The organism is Stenotrophomonas sp. GW821-FHT09E08, assembly GCF_059416125.1.
Genome location: NZ_JBWKOO010000017.1, coordinates 77,622 through 96,830, shown reverse-complemented (window position 1 = coordinate 96,830; position 19,209 = coordinate 77,622). Strand labels below are relative to the sequence as shown.

Below are 19,209 nucleotides of genomic sequence, written 5' to 3'. Positions count from 1 at the left end.
GCAGTCAGGGAATGGGGGTGGCGTCGTCGGGGGACGACAGCCAACGGTCGATGATCACCGCCGCGGCCACGGCATCGAGGGCGGCCGCATCACGGCGGCGCTTGCGCCCTTCGGCGCGCTCGACAGCGAAGCGGCGTGCGGCCTCGACCGAGCTGGAACGCTCGTCGATCATCACCACCGGCAGCTTGAAACGTTCCCGCAGCTGGCGGGCGAAGCCCTGCGCGCGCTTGCGGTTGGGCTGGTCCTGGCCGTCCAGCGTGAGCGGATCGCCCACCACCAGGCCATCGGGCTTCCATTCCTTGATCAGGCGTTCGATCGCGGTCCAGTCCGGGCCGTTGCCGTGCACATCGACCACGGCCACCGCGCGCGCATGCGCAGCGAAGGCACTGCCGATGGCTACGCCGATACGCCGCGAGCCGACATCGAAACCCAGAACGGTGCCGTCACGGCGGATGGCCGGAGCAGGAGAAACCGGTGCGGGCGCCGCCGGCTCAGACATGGCCGCTGTAGTCGGTCAGGCGGAACAGGTCCACGCCGATGCGCGAGGCCGCGCCCTGCCAGCGCTGCTCCAGCGGCAGCTGGAACACCAGCTCGGCGTCGGCCGGTACGGTCAGCCAGCTGTTCTCGGACAGTTCGCTTTCCAGCTGCCCTGCGCCCCAACCGGCACAGCCGAGGGTGACCACAGCATTGGCCGGGCCTTCGCCACGTGCCATCGCTTCGAGGATGTCGCGCGAGGTGGTCAGGTACAGGCCTTCACCCACGATCAGGCTGGAATCCCATGCGCGCGCGTCGTCATGGATGACGAAGCCGCGTTCGGGATGCACCGGGCCGCCGTTGAGCACCATGCGCGCCTGCAGGTCGCCATCAACGGTGGTGATGTCCATCTGTGCCAGCACTTCGCCCAGCGTGTACTCGGAAGGCTGGTTGACCAGCACGCCCATCGCACCGTTCTCGTCGTGCTGGCAGATCAGCGCGACGCTGCGGGCGAAGGTCGCGTCGAGCAGCGACGGCAGCGCGACGAGCAGGTGATCGGCAAGGGAAGTCGGCGTAACAGGCATGCCCCCATTCTACCTGCTGGGGGCGGGATGGTCGCGCGATGGACGCGTGCGGCGATCGGCTAGGATGGTGCTTTGCCATGGAAGGTCGTCGATGCAGTCTTCATCGCCCCTGACCCTGCCGGCACGCAGCGCCATCGTTCTGATCGCGCTGCTGCAGGGCCTGATGCTGTATGCCGCGCAGGAGCTGTCCGATGCGTGGCCGTTCCGCGATATCGGCTGGCGCTACTGCTGGTACGCCTGGGTGCTGGCCATTCCCAGCGCGGTGGCGCTGAGCCTGGTCGAGCTGGGCCAGCGCCGCCTGTGGCTGCAGGCCGCGCTCGGCTCGGCGGTGGTGCTGGCGCTGGCCGCCTGGATCGGCTGGAACCTCAACGGCGAGACCGCGCTGGATTCGGGCGCGCTGCAGTTCCCGCTGACCCTGGGCATGGCCGTGGCGGTGTTCGTGGCTCTGCCCTGGTGGCAGTTCCAGCTGCAGCACGGGCATTGGCGCGCCAGCTATCCGGAGCTGTTCGAGCGTGCTTGGCAGAACGGCCTGACCCTGGCCCTGGCGGCGCTGTTCACCGGGCTGACCTGGCTGCTGCTGTGGCTGTGGGCGGCCCTGTTCCAGCTGCTGGACGTGACCTTCTTCCGCGACCTGTTCCGGCAGGACGCGTTCATCGCGCTGGCCACCGGCAGCCTGGCCGGGTTCGGTGTGCTGATCGGGCGCACCCAGCACCGCGCGATCCAGATCACCCGCCAGGTGCTGTTCGCGATCTGTCGCGGGCTGCTGCCGCTGCTCTCGTTCATCGCCGTGCTGTTCGTGCTGAGCCTGCCGCTGACCGGGCTGGAACCGCTGTGGAAGACCCGTTCGGCCGCCAGCCTGCTGCTGGTGCTGTCGCTGCTGCTGGTGTCGTTCACCAATGCGGTCTACCAGCAGGGAGACGACACCGCGCCCTACCCCATCGTGCTGCGCCGGCTGGTCGAGGCCAGCCTGCTGGCGCTGCCGGTCTATGCGGTGCTGGCGCTGTATGCACTGGGCCTGCGCGTGGTGCAGTACGGCTGGACCCTGGACCGCTTCTGGGCGGTGCTGATCGCGTTGGCCGTGGCCGGCTATGCGCTGGGCTACGCGCTGGCGGTAGTGCGCCGGCAGGGCCGCTGGCTGCAGACGCTGGAGCCGATCAACCGTTGGATGTGCTGGGCCGTGCTGGCACTGGCATTGCTGGGCAACTCGCCGCTGCTGGACCCGGTGCGGCTGACCCTGTCCAGCCAGTTGGCACGGCTGCGTGCAGACCCGCCGGCGATCACCAGCAGCGACGTCAACGTGCTGCGCTTCGACCTCGGCCGCCGCGGCGTGCAGGCGCTGCGCGGACTGCAGGACGATCCGGCGATCCGCGCCGATGCCAACGCGCCGCAGGTGATCGCCGATGCGCTGGCACGCACCTCACGCTGGGACGGCGGCACCCGCCTGGACAAGGGCCCGCAGGATGTCGCCGCCCTGCAACGCGCGCTGAAGCTGGCCAAGGGATCCACCTCGCCGCCCGCCGACTGGTGGCAGGCGCTGGCCACGCGCGCGATCAACGGCGAATCCTGTGCCGAGAGCGAGCGTGACTGCCTGATCGTGCATCGCGACCTGGATGGCGACGGCAGCACCGAGGTGCTGCTGTGCGAGCTGTACACCCACCGTGGGCCGGACTGCGTGCTGTACGCACGTGGCAGGGATGCCCAGTGGTACCGGGCCGGTTCGCTGTTCGGCACCGTCAGCGGCCAAGGCGAGACGATCAACCAAGCCCTGCGTGACGGCAAACTCACTCTTGTGCCACCGCGCTGGCCGATGCTGTCCATCGGCGGGCGCCCCGCGCTGGCCATCGATCCCGAACCCGAATCCAACGAGTCTTCCCCATGAGCGGCTACTGCCTCATCGCCCCGGGTCATCCGGTGCACGACTACTACCACGCCAACGAGTACGGCTTTCCGCAGCGTGAGGAGCGCGAGCTGTTCGAGCGGCTGGTGCTGGAAATCAACCAGGCCGGCCTGAGCTGGGAGACGATCCTGAAGAAGCGCGAGGGCTTCCGCTCGGCCTATGACGGCTTCGATGTGGATCGGGTTGCAGCCTACGCCGAGCAGGACATCGAGCGGCTGCTGTCGGACGCGGGCATCATCCGCAACCGGCTGAAGGTGCTGGCGGCGATCCACAACGCGCAGGTGATCCAGCAGCTGCGGGCCAGCCACGGCAGCTTCGCGGGCTGGCTGGACGCGCACCATCCGCGCAGCAAGGCCGACTGGGTGAAGCTGTTCAAGAAGACGTTCCGCTTCACCGGCGGTGAGATCACCGGCGAGTTCCTGATGAGCCTGGGCTACCTGCCCGGTGCGCACGCCGAGGACTGCCCGGTGCACGCGCGGCTGCTGAAGCTGTCGCCGCCGTGGTTGCAGGCCTCCCGGTAGTGCCGGCCGCTGGCCGGCAGCCTCGGAATGCTGCAGGTGTTGCCGGCCAGCGGCCGGCACTACCGTCGAATCGTCACACGCCCATGTAACGGCCCGGGCGGTGGTTGAACATCAGCACCAGGCTGAGCACCACCGCGCCGATGGCCGAGTACAACACCTTCGACGGCGACAGCACGAAGAACGCAGCCACCATCAGGCAGGCGTCGTAGGACATCTGCACCTTGCCGGCGCTCCAGCCACGGGTGCGCTGCAGGTACACGGCAAGAATGCCGATGCCGCCGAGGCTGGCGCGGTGGCGGATGAAGAACAGGATGCCCAGGCCAGACAACGCACCACCGACGATCGCCGAATACAGCGGGTTGATGTGCGAGAAATCGATCCAGCGCGGCAGCAGGTCGGTCAGCACGCCACAGGCGGTGACCGCGGCGAAGGTCTTCAGGGTGAATTCCCAGCCCATGCGCCGCAGCGCCACCCAGTAGAACGGCAGGTTGACCAGCACGAACACCAGGCCGAAGTTCCAGCCCATCGAGTAGTGCAGCAGGAAGGCCATGCCGGCCATGCCGCCGATCATCAGCCCACCTTTGGCGAAGATGGCCAGGCCCAGCGAGGCCACCATCGTGGCCAGCACCATGCCCTGCACGTCCTCGGCAATCGAGTGGCGCAGCGCTTTTTCGTCGGCGGTGGTGCCGGCGCTGTCGGGCGGTGGGGTCAGCGGACCAGCGGTGACCAGGTGGCCGTCAGCGTCGTCGCACGGCGCGGAGCCATGGGCGGGAAGGGACATACGGGCGGGGGAACAGCAGGTGGGGAGCGTTATTAGACACGATCTGCATGACAGTTGCAGATGAAATCGTTCAGCTGCGCTCGCCCATTCAGGTTATTTCGGAGGCGTCACCGGCAGCACGGCCAGCATGTCCTCGCCATCATCGTCCATGCCGGTCTCTACGAAACCGAAGCTGCCATAGAAAGCTCCCGCCACCGGATTGTGCGGGTTGTAGCAGATCTCGATCTCGACCAGGCCGGGCGTATCCCGGATCTGCTCCAGCGCCAGTTCCAGCGCGCGGCGCCCGATGCCACGCCCCTGCCAGCGCTGATCGACCATGAAGCGCCATATCGAGATGCGCTGCGGCGTCTCCGGCACCCACATGAAAAATCCGACCAGCTCGCCGTCGGCCTGGATGGCACGGGTCTGGTAGCCAGGATGGAACGCGGCCTGCACCAGCGACCAGGTGTTGCCGGCGACGAAATCCTGCTGCGCCTCACTGACGTCGAGATCGCACACGGCTTCGTAGTTGTCGACGGTGATCGCGTCCAGCGTGACCTGCATATGGGCGTCCTGCCTCGGGATGAACGCCCAGTCTGCCTGACTCTGGATGCCGTGTGGCCTGACCCCACACGACCGTTCAGCGCAGCGTTGCCTGCCTCATCCCTTCCCGGCCAGATGGTGCGCCACCAGCGCGTTGGCATGGCCATGGCCCAGCCCATGCTCGCTTTTCAGGAAACTGACCAGCTCCATGTGTTTCAGGCCAGGCTGCTTCGCCAGCAGCCCGAACCAGTGCGCCACCGGCTGCCCGTAGGTCTTCTCGATGGAGGGAAAGTACGAGGCCGGGCCCTTGGGCTTTTCAGTGCTCATGCGGAAGCTCCTTGCGATGGATGTACCGGTACGACGAACCGGGGAGCCGGAAATCGACAGATCCGTTCAATCCGGGAGCCGTATCATCCCGTCATGCCCCGTGAAAACCTCAATGACCTGCAGGCCTTCGTCCACGTCGCCCGCGAGGGCAGCTTCACCAGGGCCGCCGCCCAGCTGGGCGTTTCACAGTCCGCACTCAGCCATGCCATGCGCGGCCTGGAAGAGCGACTCGGCGTGCGCCTGCTGACCCGTACCACCCGCAGCGTGTCCACCACCGAGGCTGGAGCCCGCCTGCTCGAGACCCTCGCTCCGCGCCTGGCCGAGATCGAGGACGAACTGGCCGCGTTGGCCGAGTACCGCGACCGACCAGCCGGCACCATCCGCATCAATGCCACCGGCCATGCCGCCGAGTACATCGCCTGGCCGCGGCTGGCGCCATTGCTGCAGCAGTATCCGGACCTGAAGGTGGAACTGGCTGCCGACTACGGGTTGGCCGACATCGTCGCCGAGCGCTACGACATCGGCATCCGCCTCGGCGAACGGCTGGCGCGCGACATGGTCGCCGTGCCGGTCAGCCCGCCGCTGCGCATGCGCGTGGTTGGTGCGCCCAGCTACTTCCGCCAGCACGCGGTGCCGCGGCATCCGCACGACCTGGCCGAGCACAACTGCGTGACCCTGCGCCTGCCCACGCATGGCGGGCTTATGCCGTGGGATTTCGGCCAGGACGGCAACGAACTGAGCGTGCGCGTGAGCGGACAGTGGATCTTCAACAGCATGGGCATGACCCGTGCTGCCGCATTGGCCGGCAGCGGCCTGGCCTGGCTGCCGGAAGACCAGGTGCAGCCGATGCTGGACGATGGCCGCCTGCAGTCGGTGCTGGACGATTGGTGCCCGCACTTCGATGGCTATTACGCGTATTACCCGTCGCGCCGCCACGTCACCGTGGCGATGCGGACGGTGCTTGATGCGCTGCGTGGGTCGATGGCTGGATGAGCTGAGGAGTGCGGACCAACGGCCCGCACCCACGTCCGTCCGCACCCACCAGAGGCAAGATGGCCCGGCGGTCAGCCCTTGGCCTGCGCGGCGCGCTGCGCGTTGTAGCGCTCGCCGACGATGGAGATTTCCTCCAACGTCTGCGCGATGCGCTGCAGCTCTTCCGGTGCCAGCTGCAGGTCGGCCGCACCCAGGTTCTCTTCCAGGCGATGGATCTTGGTGGTGCCCGGAATCGGCACGATCCACGGCGCCTGCGCCAGCAGCCAGGCCAACGCCACCTGCGCCGGGGTGGCACCTCGGGCAGCGGCGATTGTGCTGATACGGTCGACCAGCGCCTGGTTGGCACGACGCGCCTCCACTTCGAAACGCGGCACGGTGTTGCGGAAGTCGTTGGCGTCGAAGGTGGTGTCAGCATTGATCGCGCCGGTCAGGAAGCCACGGCCGAGCGGGCTGAACGGCACGAAGCCGATGCCCAGTTCCTGCAGCGTCGGCAGCAGCTCGCGCTCCGGCTCACGCCACCACAGCGAGTACTCGCTCTGCACGGCGGCGACCGGCTGCACCGCATGCGCACGGCGCACGGTGGCGGCACTGGCCTCGGACAGGCCGAAGTGGCCGACCTTGCCTTCGGCGATCAGGTCGCGCACGGTGCCGGCCACATCTTCGATCGGCACGTTCGGGTCCACGCGGTGCTGGTAGAACAGGTCGATATGGTCGGTGCGCAGGCGCTTGAGGCTGGCTTCAGCCACCGCACGGATGTTCTCGGGACGGCTGTTCAACCCGGTATCGACGCGCGCATCCTTGAAGCCGAACTTGGTGGCGATCACCAGCCTGTCGCGGTATGGCGCCAGCGCCTCGCCGAGCAGATCTTCGTTGGTGTAGGGGCCGTACACTTCGGCGGTGTCGAAGAAGGTCACGCCGCGCTCGACGGCGGCGTGCAGCAGGGCGATGCCCTGGCTGCGCTCCACCGGTTGGCCGTAACCATGGCTCAGGCCCATGCAGCCCAGGCCGAGGGCGGAAACCTTCAGGCCACTGCGGCCGAGTTCACGTGTCTGCATCGTCGTGCTCCAGAGGGGGAGCGCTGACGATACGCCTGCAGCAGGTGAGGATTGAACCGACTGGATGGCAGTCGGTCATGACTGGAATTCATCAATCGGCAGCACGCCGGTCATTCCATGGCCTGCAGCGTGTCAGTGCAACCCGCCAGTTCCACCATCATCCTGCCAGTGTTGCGGAACGCCGGATCCCGCGGCACCCATCGCGCGAACCAGCGTTGTTGGCCGTCCACCACGGACTCGAAAATCCACGATGAGCCATCAAGCCCAGCGCTCGAGTCTTCGCCCTGCAACAGCGCAAACGCGGCGGCGATGGCCTTCCATTCCTCCGCACTCAGCGCGCGCGGTGGAGAGCACGTACCGCCCTTGATGACGGTGGATGGACGCCCGGGTGACGATCCGGGAATCTCGAAATCGCGCACACTGCGCCCGACGATCCACGCCTGGCCCGCTGCATTGCGCTGGGCGCGTACTACCACGCCCGGGAAGAATGGGGTATGCCAGACGAAGCGATACGCCTGGACCGGTACGCTGCCACAGCGGAACGACGGCTCCGGCAAGCCATCGAGATCCCGCAACGCGTCTCTGTAGGATGCCCTCGCAAACCCGGTGAAATCGAGGAACGGAAGCGGGTCCCTGCTACGCCTCTGTGCAGGCGGTGGCAGCAGATACCAGGCATGCGCCTGCGGATCGTCGCAGTCCTCGGCCGGGGCAGCCGGTTCGGGGGTACGGGCACAGCCGGCCTGCAGCAGCACGGCGATGGCCAGTATCACGCTCACAGTCGCACGCATGCAGGCCTCCCTGGCAGGTTCACGCCGGCGTGCATCCGGCGCTGTAGTCATCCCGGAGCAGAGGGCGCCCGCAGGCGCCCGTCCGGTCATCGGATCTCGGAAATCTCCACGCCATCCAGCCCCTGCGACAGGGTGCGGGCATCGCCGCCCTGGCTGAGCTTGATGCGCAGGCGCACTTCGTTCTGCGAATCGGCGTAGCGCAGTGCGTCCTCGTAGCTGATCTCGCCAGCCTGGTACAGCTCGAACAGGCTCTGGTCGAAGGTCTTCATGCCCAGCTGGACCGAATCCTTCATCACTTCCTTCAGCTTGTGGATCTCGCCGTCGCGGATGTAGTCCTGCACCAGCGGCGTGCCCAGCAGGATCTCCATCGCCACCTTGCGCGAACGGCCATCGGGCGACGGCACCAGCTGCTGCGCAACCACACCCTTGAGGTTCAACGACAGGTCCATCAGCAACTGGTTGCGACGGTCTTCCGGGAAGAAGTTGACGATGCGGTCCATCGCCTGGTTGGCGTTGTTGGCATGCAGGGTGCACAGCACCAGGTGGCCGGTTTCCGCGAACGCGATGGCGTGGTCCATGCCCTCGCGGGTACGCACCTCGCCGATCATGATCACATCCGGCGCCTGGCGCAGGGTGTTCTTCAGCGCGGCTTCCCAGCTGTCGGTATCGATGCCGACTTCGCGCTGGGTGATGATGCAGCCCTCGTGCTTGTGCACGAATTCGATCGGGTCTTCGATGGTGATGATGTGCCCGGTCGAATTCTGGTTGCGGTAACCGATCATCGCTGCCAGCGAGGTTGATTTACCGGTACCGGTCGCGCCGACGAACAGGATGATGCCGCGCTTGGTCATCGCCAGCGTCTTGATGATCGGCGGCAGGCTCAGCTCTTCCACGGTCGGGATGCGCGTCTCGATGCGACGCAGCACCATGCCGACCTGGTTGCGCTGGTAGAAGCAGCTCACACGGAAGCGGCCGACACCGGACAGGCCGATGGCGAAGTTGCACTCGTGGGTCTTCTCGAATTCCTCGCGCTGCGCCGGGGTCATCACGTTCAGCACCAGATCGCGGCTCTGCTGCGGGGTCAGTGGTGTCTGCGTGATCGGCGAGATCTTGCCGTTGACCTTCATCGCCGGCGGCATGCCTGCGGTGATGAACAGGTCCGAGGCGCGCTGGTGCGCCATCAGCTTGAGGAACGATGTGAAATCGATGGTGGTGGCAGTGGTGTTCACGAAAGGCTCCAGGAATCGGTCGGTGGAGGGAACATCGCGGGGACAGCCGCGCCTTGCTGCGCGCTGCCCCGCCATTGCCTCGCCTTACTCGAACAGACGCTTGTCCTTGGCGTACTCGCGGGCCTGGTTGCGGGTGATCAGGCTGCGCTTGACCAGGTCCTGCAGGTGCTGGTCCAGGGTCATCATGCCGTACTGCTGGCCGGTCTGGATGGCCGAATACATCTGCGCCACCTTGTCCTCGCGGATCAGGTTGCGGATGGCCGGGGTGCCGACCATGATTTCCCACGCAGCGGTACGACCGCCGCCGACCTTCTTCAGCAGCGCCTGCGAGATCACTGCACGCAGCGACTCGGACAGCATCGAACGCACCATCGGCTTTTCGCCGGCCGGGAACACGTCGATGATGCGGTCGATGGTCTTGGCGGCCGAACTGGTGTGCAGGGTGCCGAACACCAGGTGGCCGGTTTCCGCCGCGGTCAGCGCCAGACGGATGGTTTCCAGGTCACGAAGTTCGCCGACCAGGATGATGTCCGGATCCTCACGCAGTGCCGAGCGCAGCGCTTCGTTGAAGCCATGCGTGTCGCGGTGCACTTCGCGCTGGTTGATCAGGCACTTCTGCGAGGTGTGCACGAATTCGATCGGATCCTCGACGGTGAGGATGTGGCCGTATTCGTTCTTGTTGATGTAGTCGATCATCGCCGCCAGCGTGGTCGACTTGCCCGAACCGGTCGGGCCGGTGACCAGGATCAGGCCCTGCGGCTGCTGGATCACTTCGCGGAACAACGGCGGGCAGGCCAGGTCCTCGAGGGTGAGCACTTCGGACGGAATGGTACGGAACACCGCACCAGCGCCGCGGTTCTGGTTGAACGCATTGACACGGAAGCGCGCCAGCGACGGGATCTCGAAGGAGAAGTCCACTTCGAGGAATTCCTCGTAATCGCGGCGCTGCTTGTCGGACATGATGTCGTACACCAGCGCATGGACCTGCTTGTGATCCAGGGCTGGGATGTTGATCCGGCGAACGTCGCCATCCACGCGGATCATCGGCGGCAGGCCTGCAGACAGATGCAGGTCGGACGCTTTGTTCTTTACGGAAAACGCCAACAGCTCGGCGATATCCATGAGCGGCTACTCCCCAATAACGGCTTCGACTGGAAGGATCTTTCCCCGGGCGGCAGTATAGCCTCCTGATTGAACGGAACGCGTTACGTGGCCACTCCCCTGCCCCAGATCCTGAGCAACCTGCATGCCGCCGCCGAGGCCGCTGGCAGGCCCGATCCACGCCTGCTGGCGGTGTCCAAGACCCAGCCGGCCGAGGCCGTGGCCGCGCTGGCCGCACAGGGCCAGCACGCCTTCGGCGAGAACTACGTGCAGGAAGCACTGGCCAAGATGCAGGTGCTGCAGCACCTGGAACTGGAATGGCACCTGATCGGCCACCTGCAGTCGAACAAGGCCGAGGCCGTGGCCAGCCACTTCGACTGGGTACAGAGCGTGGACCGGCCCAAGCTGGTGACCGCACTGGCACGCCATCGCCCGGCCGCGCGCGGCCCGCTGAACGTGCTGGTCCAGGTCAACATCGACGACGAATCCAGCAAGCATGGCTGTGCACCAGAGGATGTGGACGCGCTGGCCGCCGCAATTGCCGCCGAGCCCCAGCTGCGCCTGCGCGGTCTGATGGCGATTCCCGCACCGTGGCCACAGGCCGAGCGCCGTCGTGACGCGTTCGTGCGCATGCGCACACTTTTCCAGTCGCTGGCTGCCCAGCACGCGCATGTCGACACGCTGTCGATGGGCATGAGCAGCGACTACGCCGAGGCCATCGCCGAGGGCGCCACCCTGGTGCGCATCGGCACCGCTCTGTTCGGCGCGCGCCCGCGCCCGACCTGATATTCCAAGGAGACTTCCATGGCAGTTGATTCCATCACCTTCATCGGCGGCGGCAACATGGCCCGCAGCCTGATCGCCGGCCTGATCCACCAGGGCGTACCCGCCGCGCACATCCACGTGGCCGAACCGGTGGCCGCATTGCGCGAGTCACTGGCCACCGATTTCGGCGTGCAGGTGCACGACAACGCCGCAGATGCTGCCACACAGGGCAATACCTGGCTGCTGGCGGTGAAGCCGCAGGTACTGCGCGATGTGTGCCAGTCGCTGCAGGCGCTGGCGCAGGCGAACCGGCCGCTGGTGGTGTCCATTGCCGCCGGCATCACCAGCGCCCAGCTGGAACGCTGGCTGGGCGGCAACCTGCCGGTGGTGCGCGCGATGCCAAACACCCCGGCCCTGCTCGGCGCCGGTGTGACCGGGCTGTACGCCACGCCATCAGTGGATGCGCAGCAGCACGCGCGCGCCGAACAGGTACTGGCCAGTGCCGGGCGCACGGTGTGGATCGATAGTGAGGCGCTGATGGATTCGGTGACTGCTGTATCCGGCAGCGGGCCGGCCTATGTGTTCCTGCTGGCCGAAGCGATGGAAGCAGCGGGTATCGCCCAGGGCCTGCCTGCAGAAGCAGCGCGCACGCTGGTGGTGCAGACACTGCTGGGTGCTTCGCGCATGCTCGATGAAGCCGGCGAAAGCCCGGCCGAACTGCGCCGCCGAGTGACCTCGCCGAACGGCACCACCCAGGCGGCGATCCAGAGCTTCCAGGCCGGTGGTTTCGAGGCGCTGGTGGACACGGCGCTGCGCGCCGCGCAGGTGCGTGGGCAGGAGCTGTCTGCGGCGAATGATTGATCCAGGTCGGTGCCGACCAACGGTCGGCAACCACCCACGCTTGTGATCAGTCCGCCAATGTGGCCATGACGAAATCGACGAAGCACTGCAGGCGCGGACGCGGCCGTCGATCCGGCAGGTAGATCAGGTGCATCGGCCGCGGTTCCGGCAGGTAGTCGCGCAGCAGGGGCTTCAACCGCCCGGCCGCGATCTCGCCGGCCAGCAGCGCGGTCGGTTGCAGCACCAGCCCTGCGCCGGCCACGGCGGCCTCGCGCAGTGCAACACCATCGTTGCAGGTCAGCCGCGCCTCCCAATCAACCTGTTCACCGTTGGCCAGCTGCCAACCATGGCCGCCGCGCCAGGCCAGATGGCTCAGGCAGTCATGCCCGACCAGATCCCCAGGGGTGTGCGGCGTACCACGCCGACGCAGGTAGGACGGTGCCGCGCACAGGCTCATCGCGTACGGCGGCAACGGCCGCGCCACCACTTCCTGTGACGGCAGCGGCCCAACGCGGATTGCCACGTCGAAGCCGTCCTCGATCAGGTCCACGCGGCGGTTGCTCAGGTCCAGCTCGATGTTCAACTGCGGCTGCGCGCGCAGCAGGCCGGCAAGCTGCGGCGCCAGCACGCAGCTGCCCCAGGTAGTCGGCGCGCTGACCCGCAGCAGGCCACGTGGCTGCACCTGCAGGCCGGCGACATCGGCCTCGGCCTGCTGCACCTGCTCCAGCACCTGCCGGCACCCGGCCAGGTAGGCGCTGCCGGCTTCGGTCAGGCGCTGGCGGCGGGTGTTCCGTTGCAGCAGCGCGGCCCCCAGGTGCGCCTCCAGCTGCTGGATGTACTTGCCCACCATCACCGCCGAAACCTGCAGCTGATTGGCGGCGCCAGTGAAGCTGCCGCGCTCGGCCACCGCGACGAAGGCCTGCATGCAGCGAAGCGTATCCATTGCTAACCCTTAGTTAGGAATCTTCGAAGCATACGCCCCTTACCGAACCCATATGTGAGGGCGCAGACTGCGCTCATCCCCCTCTCGCAAGGAACCGCCATGAAGATTCTCCTTGTGGGTGCCAGCGGCACCCTCGGCCAGGCAGTCGCGCGCCAGCTTGGCCAGCAGCACCAGATCCTGGCCGCCGGCCGCAACAGCGGCGATCTGCGCGTCGACCTGACCGACGACGCCAGCGTCGCCGAACTGTTCGCGCGCACCGGCCCGGTCGATGCGGTGATCTCCACCGCCGGCAAGCTGCACTTCGGCCCCCTGCAGGACATGACGCCCGAGCAGTTCAACGTCGGCCTGCAGGACAAACTGCTGGGCCAGGTCCGGCTGGCACTGACCGCGCAGCACCATCTCAGCGCCGGGGGCTCGATCACCCTGACCAGCGGCATCGTCAGCGCACAGCCGATCAGAGATGGCGCCAACGCCACCTCGGTGAATGCCGCGCTGGAAGGCTTCGTGCGTGCCGCTGCGCTGGAACTGCTGCCGCGCGGCCTGCGCATCAACGTGGTCAGCCCGAACGTGCTGATCGAATCGATGGCCGCCTACGGGCCCTACTTCCCCGGCTTTGAAGCGGTGAGCGCACAGCGCGCGGCACTGGCCTTCCAGCGCGCGGTGGAAGGCATCCAGAGCGGCGAGACGATCACGGTCTGGTGATCCGCCGGGCATGGCCCGGCGCTACCCGGAGCCGGGCCCTTTCCCGTGCGTCATTCCCAGCGCATCGGGCCGTCGCCGCGTTCGCCGAGGACGTCCCCCGGGTTGGCCAGGCGGCAGTGCTGCAGCGACAGGCAGCCACAGCCGATGCAGCCGGTGAGTTCGTCGCGCAGCAGCTGCAGCATGTGGATGCGCTCCTCCAGTTCGGTGCGCCAGCGTGCGGACAGCTTGGCCCAGTCGGACTTGGTCGGTGCGCGGCCCTCGGGCAGGCTTTCAAAAGCGCGGCCAACGGCTTCCAGTGGCATGCCCACCCGCTGCGCCACGCGGATCACGGCCAGCCGGCGCAGCACGTCACGGCTGTAGCGGCGCTGGTTGCCCGAGGTGCGCAGGCTGCTGATCAGCCCCTTGCGCTCATAGAAATGCAGCGCGGAAATGGCCACGCCACTGCGCTGGGATACCTCGCCAACGCTCAGATCCTGGGACACCATTGCTTGACCTCAACTGCAGTTGAGGTGTCATGCTGCTATCTTCGCCGCCAGTTGACAAGCACGGCCCGCACCTGACCCGTATGACCCCCACTGCCTCTTCCGTCGACGCCAGCACGTCGGCCGACACTTCGATCCTGTCAGCACGCTACCGCGCCACCACCGTCGGCATGGTCGCGCTGGTCGCGCTGCACGCCTTCGAGGCGTTGGCGGTAGCAGCAGCCATGCCAACCGTAGCCGAGGCGCTGGATGGCCTGCGCCTGTATGCACTTGCGTTCGGTGGAACGCTGGCCACCAGCGTGATCGGCATGACCCTGGCCGGGCGCTGGGCCGACCGCCAGGGGCCGGCGCGGCCGCTGTGGTATGGGCTGGCCTGCTTCGTGCTGGGCCTGCTGCTGGCCGGCTTCGCGATGCGCATGGGCATGCTGGTGGCGGGCCGACTGCTGCAGGGCCTGGGTGCAGGGGCGATCTCGGTGTCGCTGTATGTGATGGTCGGGCGCAGCTACCCCGAGCACCTGCGGCCAAAGGTATTTGCCGCGTTCTCCGCAGGCTGGGTAGTGCCGTCGATGATCGGCCCGGCACTGAGCGGCCTGATCGTGCAGCACCTCGGCTGGCGTTGGGTGTTCCTGGCGGTGCCGCTGCTGGCGGTCCCGGCCGCGCTGCTGCTGCGCCCGGCACTGGCACGCATGCAATCCACTGATGCTGTCAGCAGCGACGATGGACGCGGCAACGTGGTGCGCTGGGCCGGCGGTGCCTCGCTGGCGGCCCTGCTGCTGTACTTCGGTGGCCAGCAACGCGGCGTGCCGGCCCTGCTCTGCATCGGCGTGGCGCTGCTGGCGCTGCTGTTCTGCGTGCACCGCCTGTTGCCAGCCGGCACGTTGCTGCTGCGCCGCGGCCTGCCCAGCGTGATCGCCCTGCGCGGCATCGCTGCAGCAGCATTCTTCGCCTGCGAGGCCTACCTGCCACTGCTGTTGCAGCGCGAGCGCGGACTCTCGCCCAGCTGGGCCGGTGCCGTGCTCAGCCTCGGTGCGCTGGGCTGGTTCGCGGGCTCCTGGCTGCAGGGCCATCAACAGCGCGGATGGTCGCGCCAGCAGCTGCTCCGCGTGGGCTCGCCGCTGATGACGATCGGTATCGCCGCCACCCTGGCGGTGCTGTTCAATGCGGTGCCGTTGCCGGTCGCACTGGTCGGCTGGGCGTTGACCGGCTTCGGCATGGGCATGATCTACGCCAGCCTGTCGGTGCTGACGCTTTCGCTGTCGGCGCCGCATGAGCAGGGCGCCAACACCTCGGCGCTGCAGCTGAGCGAAGCGTTGTCGGTGACCACCGCACTGGCGGTGTCCGGTGCGCTGTTCGCGTTGTTCGTGGAAACCGCACCACACACCGGCTACTTCCTGTGCCTGGTGATTACCTTCGGCCTGGCACTGCTGGCCACGGTGATCGCGCGGCGGGTGTAGCGCCGCCGGACGGATTCCGCCGGGCATGGCCCGGCGACCGCAGCGGTCAGGGTCTCGCGCCGGTCCCCACATCATCGACGTCGCGATGCAGGATGCGCCGCACCTCCAGCACCGCCTGCGGGGTTTCCTGCACGCTGTGGCCGGAAATGATCACCTTCTCGGACAATGCACCCGGCAGGTGCGCGCTCCAGTACGGCACCAGCCCATCATCGGACTTCTCCACCGGCAGCTCCGGCTTGCGCTGGGCGATGATCGAGTGGTACTTCAGGCCGGCTTCAATCGGCAGCTGCGCGGCGGCCTTCACGAACGGGTCGCTGGCCTTGAGGTTGTCGATGCTGTTGGGAATCTTCGGCTTGGCGGTACCGTCGACCTGCTGCTCGGCCTGCGCCAGCGCCAGGAACACATCCTCGAACTTGCCGAGGATGGTCAGCGGCAGCCGCACCAGGCGACCGATCAGGCGCCCGACCTTGTTGCCTGCGATGTCGGTGCCCTGGTGCGGGGCAGCGATGAAGATCGCACGCTCCACGTTCGGCTGTGCCTTGAAATGCAGCAGCGGCCCCAGCTTGTTCTGCACCCGCTTCAACCGTTCACCCTTCAGATCGTAGTTGGCCAGCAGGTCGTTCCACAGTACATCGCCGGAATCGCTCACCAGCAGCCGCGCTAGTACGCCACCCATGCTGTGGCCGATGTAGACCATGTCCTTCGATGCACGCGTGCTGCCGTTGGGATCAAAATGCTTCAGCGTGTCGTTGAACGCGTTGGCGATCTCGTACCGGTTCAACGCGATCGGCGCATTGGTCGGGTAGTAGACCTGCCACACCTGGAACTGCTGGCGCAGCTCGGGATCACCCATGATTTCGTTGGCCAGGTTCACCCACGCTTCCGGGCTGCTGGCCAGGCCGTGCAGCATGAAGATGATGCGGCGGTTCGGATCCCACGGCTGCATCAGGTAGATGTGCGGCTCGCCGATGCCCTCGCTCATGCCGAACAGGGTGCGCAGCGACTGCCGGGCGAAGCCACTCTGCGCCAGCCACAGGCCGTAGGCGGCAGTGAAGTTGCCGGCCAGCGGCACCTGCTCGCCGTGCAGGGTGATGCGCTCGGTGGCTTCCGGCGAATAGGCATCGAGCTCGACCCGGCGCGTGCGCATCACGTCTTCCAGGCTGCTGCCTTCGAACCGCAGCAGCGCAGTGACGTTGATTGAGGACATCTCACTGAACTCGGGCACCGAATCGTCATGGCGATGGCGGCGGCCACGACGCTCGTCGTTCTCGTCGTTCTCGTCGTCCTGCGTGGTTTCGGCCTTCGGGCCATCCGGCGCGATCACCGGCGCGACCAGCTTGGGCGGATCCATCACCATCACCAGCTCGGCACCGAAGCCATCGCGGCGATAGGTGCTGCGCAGGCCGACAAAGCTGACGGTGCCGGCCGGAACCAGCTGCGCGGGAATGCTCTTCAGACCCAGCTGCTGGTAGTTGGACGCCAGCGACCAGCTGCCAACCGTGATCGGCTTCGTATAGTCCTCGCCGGCCAGTGCAGCGGCACGCGCGCGCACGAACAACACCACTGCCGCCTTTTCGGCAGCGTAGTTGTAGTAGTCACGCACCTGTGTCTGCCGGTCCTCGAAGGCACGATCGGACGGCGAGCGGCCGCTGTAGAACAGGTACGCGTACGCATAGCGCGCGGCCTCCAGCCACGCATCCAGCGCCGCATCGCTCATCGGCGGATCACCGGCAGCGGTCTTCTTCGGCGTCAGCGCCAGCGCGGCCTTCACCCACAACTCGGACAATGCCGACAGGCGCTGTTCGACGTTGAGGTCGTCGGTCATCAGCAGTGTGCTGCGGCAGACCAGGAAGTCCTTCTCGCACTGCGATTCGTCCAGGCCCGCTGCGCTGAGCGTTTCACGCGCGGCCGGGCTGAGCTTGCCGGTGTTGAGCACATCCGCGCGCTTGTTGACCAGCGAATCGCTGGACTTGACCTGCTTGACGGTGACCATCGCGCAGCCGCTGCTTCCCAGCAGCAGGAAGGCGGCGAACAACACCGGCAGCAGGCGCTGCCAGCGGGTCAGAAAGAGTTGGGTCATTACTGCGGGTCCTGCTCGGTGCCGGGCACGCCCTGGCGGATTACGGTGGAGAAATTGGCGCCATCACCGAGATCCAGCGCGCGCTGGGTGATGCGGCCCTTGGCATGCAGTTCGGTGTACGGCACACCCGGCGTGAGCGCACCGACCTCCTGCGCGTACTCGGCCAGGTAACCGGACAGCAGCAGGCGGTAATCCAGCGGCAGGCGCGGTGCGATATGCCGGGCCAGGTCGAAGACGATGGTCGTGCAGTTGCTGGTCAGCGTGTTGTAGAAGCCCGGCTTCGCATCCAGCTCGCGCGCCTGCGCGATATACGCGGCGAACAATTCCTCCAGCTGCGCGCGGTCCATGCCGTGCAGGCGGTACAGGTAGACATCTTCGCCACGGGCGTTGGTGCGGGTGCGGATGATGTCGGTCTCCTCCGAAGCCACCAGGGTCATCTCGAACTTGCGGAAGAAGCCGCCAAGCGCCGAGAACGACTCACCGCGCTCCTTGCGGATCTCCAGCGAAAACACCACGTGGCGTCCATCCTCGAAGCCGAACGAGATCAGGGTGTGGGCGATCGCCGGGCCCATCCAGTACGACAGCACCAGGTCGGCCGAGCGCAGCTGGTCCAGGTCGTATTCGCGGCGCACCCAATGCGCGTCGTAGTCGGTTTCGCTGCGCCAGGTGAAGTCACGCACGTTGTCCAGCACCACGTGGCGCCCGTCGAAGGACACCACGTGCAGGCGTTGGGCCACGTCATCGGCCCACACGCGGTCCTGTCGCGGGGTCAGCAGCAGCCACCACAGGCCGGCCAGTGCCAGCGATGCCCCGAAGGCCAGGCCCAGTCGGCGCGAGGCACGGCCCCGCGCGACCCGCCACGATGCCCACAGCGCAACCAGCAGCCACAGCACGGCCACGCCGTTGGCCAGCCAACCCGGCCCCGGCAACTGGTAGGCCAGCAGCCCGCTCACCCACAGCGCCAGCAGCACCATGGCACTTCCTGTCATCCAACGTCCTGCGGCTTTCACTGGCATCCTGTCGCGGTCTCGAAGCCGCATAGTTAGCCACAAGCGGGTTCACCGTGGCATCTACGGTCCGTTCAGGCAGGCTGGCGCAGCGTCGGCAGCGGCCCTGCGGTCGCGTTCCATCCCCGAGGAGAAACCATGGGCATCACTTCCGTGGCCGGCGTTCCGGTCCAACCCCGGCACCGCGCCAGCTGTCATTGCGGCACGATCGAACTGCTGCTGGACCTGCCGGACGGTATTGTCGAACCTCGCCGCTGCGACTGCTCGATGTGCCGGCGCCGCGGCGCCATTGCCGCCAGCGTCACCCGCCAGGGCCTGCAGGTGGTACGTGGGCGGGACCAGCTGCAGCTGTACCAGTTCAACACCCATGTGGCCGAGCACTATTTCTGCGGTATCTGCGGCATCTACACCCACCACCGGCGGCGCTCCAACCCCGACCAGTACGGCTACAACGTGGCCTGCCTGGAGGGCATCGACCCGTTCGCGCTGGGCGTGATACCGGTCAACGACGGGGTCAACCACCCGGCCGACCGCCGCACCTAGTGGCGGGTGCGCCGAGGCGGTGCGGCGACCTTCTGCCACGGTGCCATGCCACTGCGCCCGGCGCGCACCGGGCGCTTCAGCCAGGGCCGTCGCGGCGCGGCCTGGGGCTGCGCTTCAACCG

Annotated in this window: 21 protein-coding genes; 8 read left to right on the top strand and 13 right to left on the bottom strand. The window is 67.1% G+C overall.

From position 1 onward, the window contains the following. Positions 1-4 precede the first annotated feature (4 nt). Positions 5-499 carry a Holliday junction resolvase RuvX gene (gene ruvX / locus AC07M7_RS18365; RefSeq protein WP_046983641.1) on the bottom strand — a complete coding sequence of 165 codons (495 nt, stop codon included), beginning with the start codon at positions 497-499 and terminating at the stop codon, positions 5-7. Continuing rightward, complete coding sequence (locus AC07M7_RS18360) at positions 492-1,058, bottom strand: YqgE/AlgH family protein (RefSeq protein WP_046983640.1); 567 nt, start codon at positions 1,056-1,058, stop codon at positions 492-494. The genes ruvX and AC07M7_RS18360 overlap by 8 nt, the downstream gene beginning before the upstream one ends. A gap of 91 nt (positions 1,059-1,149) precedes the next feature. Between AC07M7_RS18360 and AC07M7_RS18355 the strand changes: the two genes are divergently transcribed. Both AC07M7_RS18355 and AC07M7_RS18350 read left to right on the top strand, forming a co-directional pair. Beyond that, positions 1,150-2,937, top strand: a complete 1,788-nt coding sequence (locus AC07M7_RS18355) for a DUF4153 domain-containing protein (RefSeq protein ID WP_495208005.1) — start codon at positions 1,150-1,152, stop codon at positions 2,935-2,937. Beyond that, entirely contained in the window at positions 2,934-3,476 is a 543-nt protein-coding gene (locus AC07M7_RS18350; RefSeq protein ID WP_426354163.1) for a DNA-3-methyladenine glycosylase I, read from the top strand. Before AC07M7_RS18355 ends, AC07M7_RS18350 begins: the two co-directional genes overlap by 4 nt. A gap of 73 nt (positions 3,477-3,549) precedes the next feature. Here AC07M7_RS18350 and AC07M7_RS18345 read toward each other — a convergent pair whose 3' ends face one another. The 3 genes from AC07M7_RS18345 to AC07M7_RS18335 all read right to left on the bottom strand — a co-directional run bounded on the left by AC07M7_RS18345 (position 3,550) and on the right by AC07M7_RS18335 (position 5,106). Then, the gene (locus AC07M7_RS18345) at positions 3,550-4,257 is read right to left on the bottom strand and encodes a YitT family protein (protein ID WP_012510275.1); all 708 of its coding nucleotides are present in this window, start codon (positions 4,255-4,257) and stop codon (positions 3,550-3,552) included. Positions 4,258-4,350: 93 nt separating this feature from the next. Further along, the gene (locus AC07M7_RS18340) at positions 4,351-4,800 is read right to left on the bottom strand and encodes a GNAT family N-acetyltransferase (RefSeq protein WP_253078944.1); all 450 of its coding nucleotides are present in this window, start codon (positions 4,798-4,800) and stop codon (positions 4,351-4,353) included. Between the two features lie 96 nt (positions 4,801-4,896). Further along, positions 4,897-5,106: a DUF4287 domain-containing protein gene (locus AC07M7_RS18335; protein ID WP_088481050.1), complete on the bottom strand. Its 210-nt coding sequence runs from the start codon at positions 5,104-5,106 to the stop codon at positions 4,897-4,899. A 93-nt stretch (positions 5,107-5,199) separates the two neighbouring features. On the opposite strand from AC07M7_RS18335, the gene AC07M7_RS18330 reads away from it, so the two are divergent. Next, the gene (locus AC07M7_RS18330; protein ID WP_495208004.1) at positions 5,200-6,099 is read left to right on the top strand and encodes a LysR family transcriptional regulator; all 900 of its coding nucleotides are present in this window, start codon (positions 5,200-5,202) and stop codon (positions 6,097-6,099) included. 71 nt (positions 6,100-6,170) lie between these two features. Here AC07M7_RS18330 and AC07M7_RS18325 read toward each other — a convergent pair whose 3' ends face one another. From AC07M7_RS18325 to AC07M7_RS18310, 4 genes are all read right to left on the bottom strand, one after another. After that, positions 6,171-7,154, bottom strand: coding sequence for an aldo/keto reductase (locus AC07M7_RS18325; RefSeq protein ID WP_495208003.1), 984 nt, complete (start codon positions 7,152-7,154; stop codon positions 6,171-6,173). 110 nt (positions 7,155-7,264) lie between these two features. Then, positions 7,265-7,942 carry a hypothetical protein gene (locus AC07M7_RS18320; RefSeq protein WP_169050812.1) on the bottom strand — a complete coding sequence of 226 codons (678 nt, stop codon included), beginning with the start codon at positions 7,940-7,942 and terminating at the stop codon, positions 7,265-7,267. Between the two features lie 86 nt (positions 7,943-8,028). Continuing rightward, positions 8,029-9,171 (bottom strand): PilT/PilU family type 4a pilus ATPase, encoded by a 1,143-nt coding sequence (locus tag AC07M7_RS18315; RefSeq protein WP_005408369.1) that lies wholly within the window; start codon positions 9,169-9,171, stop codon positions 8,029-8,031. An 84-nt stretch (positions 9,172-9,255) separates the two neighbouring features. Then, on the bottom strand, positions 9,256-10,293 hold the full coding sequence (locus AC07M7_RS18310; protein ID WP_004147099.1) for a type IV pilus twitching motility protein PilT: 1,038 nt from the start codon (positions 10,291-10,293) through the stop codon (positions 9,256-9,258). Between the two features lie 87 nt (positions 10,294-10,380). On the opposite strand from AC07M7_RS18310, the gene AC07M7_RS18305 reads away from it, so the two are divergent. After that, entirely contained in the window at positions 10,381-11,058 is a 678-nt protein-coding gene (locus AC07M7_RS18305; protein ID WP_495208002.1) for a YggS family pyridoxal phosphate-dependent enzyme, read from the top strand. Between the two features lie 18 nt (positions 11,059-11,076). Then, a complete protein-coding gene (gene proC / locus AC07M7_RS18300; RefSeq protein ID WP_426354178.1) occupies positions 11,077-11,898 on the top strand; it encodes a pyrroline-5-carboxylate reductase in 822 nt (273 codons plus the stop codon). Positions 11,899-11,944: 46 nt separating this feature from the next. On the opposite strand, the gene AC07M7_RS18295 is transcribed toward proC, so the two are convergent. Continuing rightward, positions 11,945-12,820 (bottom strand): LysR family transcriptional regulator, encoded by an 876-nt coding sequence (locus AC07M7_RS18295; RefSeq protein ID WP_046982745.1) that lies wholly within the window; start codon positions 12,818-12,820, stop codon positions 11,945-11,947. Positions 12,821-12,919: 99 nt separating this feature from the next. Here AC07M7_RS18295 and AC07M7_RS18290 point away from each other — a divergent pair, with 99 nt between their 5' ends. Beyond that, positions 12,920-13,522, top strand: coding sequence for a short chain dehydrogenase (locus AC07M7_RS18290; protein WP_337302106.1), 603 nt, complete (start codon positions 12,920-12,922; stop codon positions 13,520-13,522). Positions 13,523-13,572: 50 nt separating this feature from the next. On the opposite strand, the gene soxR is transcribed toward AC07M7_RS18290, so the two are convergent. Next, a complete protein-coding gene (gene soxR / locus AC07M7_RS18285) occupies positions 13,573-14,007 on the bottom strand; it encodes a redox-sensitive transcriptional activator SoxR (RefSeq protein WP_046982747.1) in 435 nt (144 codons plus the stop codon). Positions 14,008-14,036: 29 nt separating this feature from the next. On the opposite strand from soxR, the gene AC07M7_RS18280 reads away from it, so the two are divergent. Then, positions 14,037-15,458 carry an MFS transporter gene (locus AC07M7_RS18280; protein ID WP_495208001.1) on the top strand — a complete coding sequence of 474 codons (1,422 nt, stop codon included), beginning with the start codon at positions 14,037-14,039 and terminating at the stop codon, positions 15,456-15,458. A 46-nt stretch (positions 15,459-15,504) separates the two neighbouring features. Here AC07M7_RS18280 and AC07M7_RS18275 read toward each other — a convergent pair whose 3' ends face one another. Further along, positions 15,505-17,538 carry a hypothetical protein gene (locus AC07M7_RS18275; RefSeq protein WP_046982749.1) on the bottom strand — a complete coding sequence of 678 codons (2,034 nt, stop codon included), beginning with the start codon at positions 17,536-17,538 and terminating at the stop codon, positions 15,505-15,507. Then, on the bottom strand, positions 17,538-18,512 hold the full coding sequence (locus AC07M7_RS18270) for an Lnb N-terminal periplasmic domain-containing protein (RefSeq protein ID WP_495208010.1): 975 nt from the start codon (positions 18,510-18,512) through the stop codon (positions 17,538-17,540). Before AC07M7_RS18270 ends, AC07M7_RS18275 begins: the two co-directional genes overlap by 1 nt. A 171-nt stretch (positions 18,513-18,683) precedes the next feature. On the opposite strand from AC07M7_RS18270, the gene AC07M7_RS18265 reads away from it, so the two are divergent. After that, positions 18,684-19,088: a GFA family protein gene (locus AC07M7_RS18265; protein WP_495208000.1), complete on the top strand. Its 405-nt coding sequence runs from the start codon at positions 18,684-18,686 to the stop codon at positions 19,086-19,088. Positions 19,089-19,209: the final 121 nt, after the last annotated feature.

What these genes read in the sequence shown, in the direction of transcription:
- AC07M7_RS18345 (WP_012510275.1), bottom strand. Translation starts at nt 4,257, where the DNA reads ATGTCCCTTCCCGCCCATGGCTCCGCGCCGTGCGACGACGCTGACGGC.
- AC07M7_RS18295 (WP_046982745.1), bottom strand. Translation starts at nt 12,820, where the DNA reads ATGGATACGCTTCGCTGCATGCAGGCCTTCGTCGCGGTGGCCGAGCGC.
- AC07M7_RS18280 (WP_495208001.1), top strand. Translation starts at nt 14,037, where the DNA reads ATGCTGCTATCTTCGCCGCCAGTTGACAAGCACGGCCCGCACCTGACC.
- AC07M7_RS18265 (WP_495208000.1), top strand. Translation starts at nt 18,684, where the DNA reads ATGGGCATCACTTCCGTGGCCGGCGTTCCGGTCCAACCCCGGCACCGC.
- AC07M7_RS18290 (WP_337302106.1), top strand. Translation starts at nt 12,920, where the DNA reads ATGAAGATTCTCCTTGTGGGTGCCAGCGGCACCCTCGGCCAGGCAGTC.
- AC07M7_RS18275 (WP_046982749.1), bottom strand. Translation starts at nt 17,538, where the DNA reads ATGACCCAACTCTTTCTGACCCGCTGGCAGCGCCTGCTGCCGGTGTTG.
- AC07M7_RS18320 (WP_169050812.1), bottom strand. Translation starts at nt 7,942, where the DNA reads ATGCGTGCGACTGTGAGCGTGATACTGGCCATCGCCGTGCTGCTGCAG.
- proC (WP_426354178.1), top strand. Translation starts at nt 11,077, where the DNA reads ATGGCAGTTGATTCCATCACCTTCATCGGCGGCGGCAACATGGCCCGC.
- AC07M7_RS18355 (WP_495208005.1), top strand. Translation starts at nt 1,150, where the DNA reads ATGCAGTCTTCATCGCCCCTGACCCTGCCGGCACGCAGCGCCATCGTT.
- AC07M7_RS18330 (WP_495208004.1), top strand. Translation starts at nt 5,200, where the DNA reads ATGCCCCGTGAAAACCTCAATGACCTGCAGGCCTTCGTCCACGTCGCC.
- ruvX (WP_046983641.1), bottom strand. Translation starts at nt 499, where the DNA reads ATGTCTGAGCCGGCGGCGCCCGCACCGGTTTCTCCTGCTCCGGCCATC.
- AC07M7_RS18270 (WP_495208010.1), bottom strand. Translation starts at nt 18,512, where the DNA reads ATGGTGCTGCTGGCGCTGTGGGTGAGCGGGCTGCTGGCCTACCAGTTG.
- AC07M7_RS18335 (WP_088481050.1), bottom strand. Translation starts at nt 5,106, where the DNA reads ATGAGCACTGAAAAGCCCAAGGGCCCGGCCTCGTACTTTCCCTCCATC.
- soxR (WP_046982747.1), bottom strand. Translation starts at nt 14,007, where the DNA reads ATGGTGTCCCAGGATCTGAGCGTTGGCGAGGTATCCCAGCGCAGTGGC.
- AC07M7_RS18360 (WP_046983640.1), bottom strand. Translation starts at nt 1,058, where the DNA reads ATGCCTGTTACGCCGACTTCCCTTGCCGATCACCTGCTCGTCGCGCTG.
- AC07M7_RS18310 (WP_004147099.1), bottom strand. Translation starts at nt 10,293, where the DNA reads ATGGATATCGCCGAGCTGTTGGCGTTTTCCGTAAAGAACAAAGCGTCC.
- AC07M7_RS18350 (WP_426354163.1), top strand. Translation starts at nt 2,934, where the DNA reads ATGAGCGGCTACTGCCTCATCGCCCCGGGTCATCCGGTGCACGACTAC.
- AC07M7_RS18340 (WP_253078944.1), bottom strand. Translation starts at nt 4,800, where the DNA reads ATGCAGGTCACGCTGGACGCGATCACCGTCGACAACTACGAAGCCGTG.
- AC07M7_RS18325 (WP_495208003.1), bottom strand. Translation starts at nt 7,154, where the DNA reads ATGCAGACACGTGAACTCGGCCGCAGTGGCCTGAAGGTTTCCGCCCTC.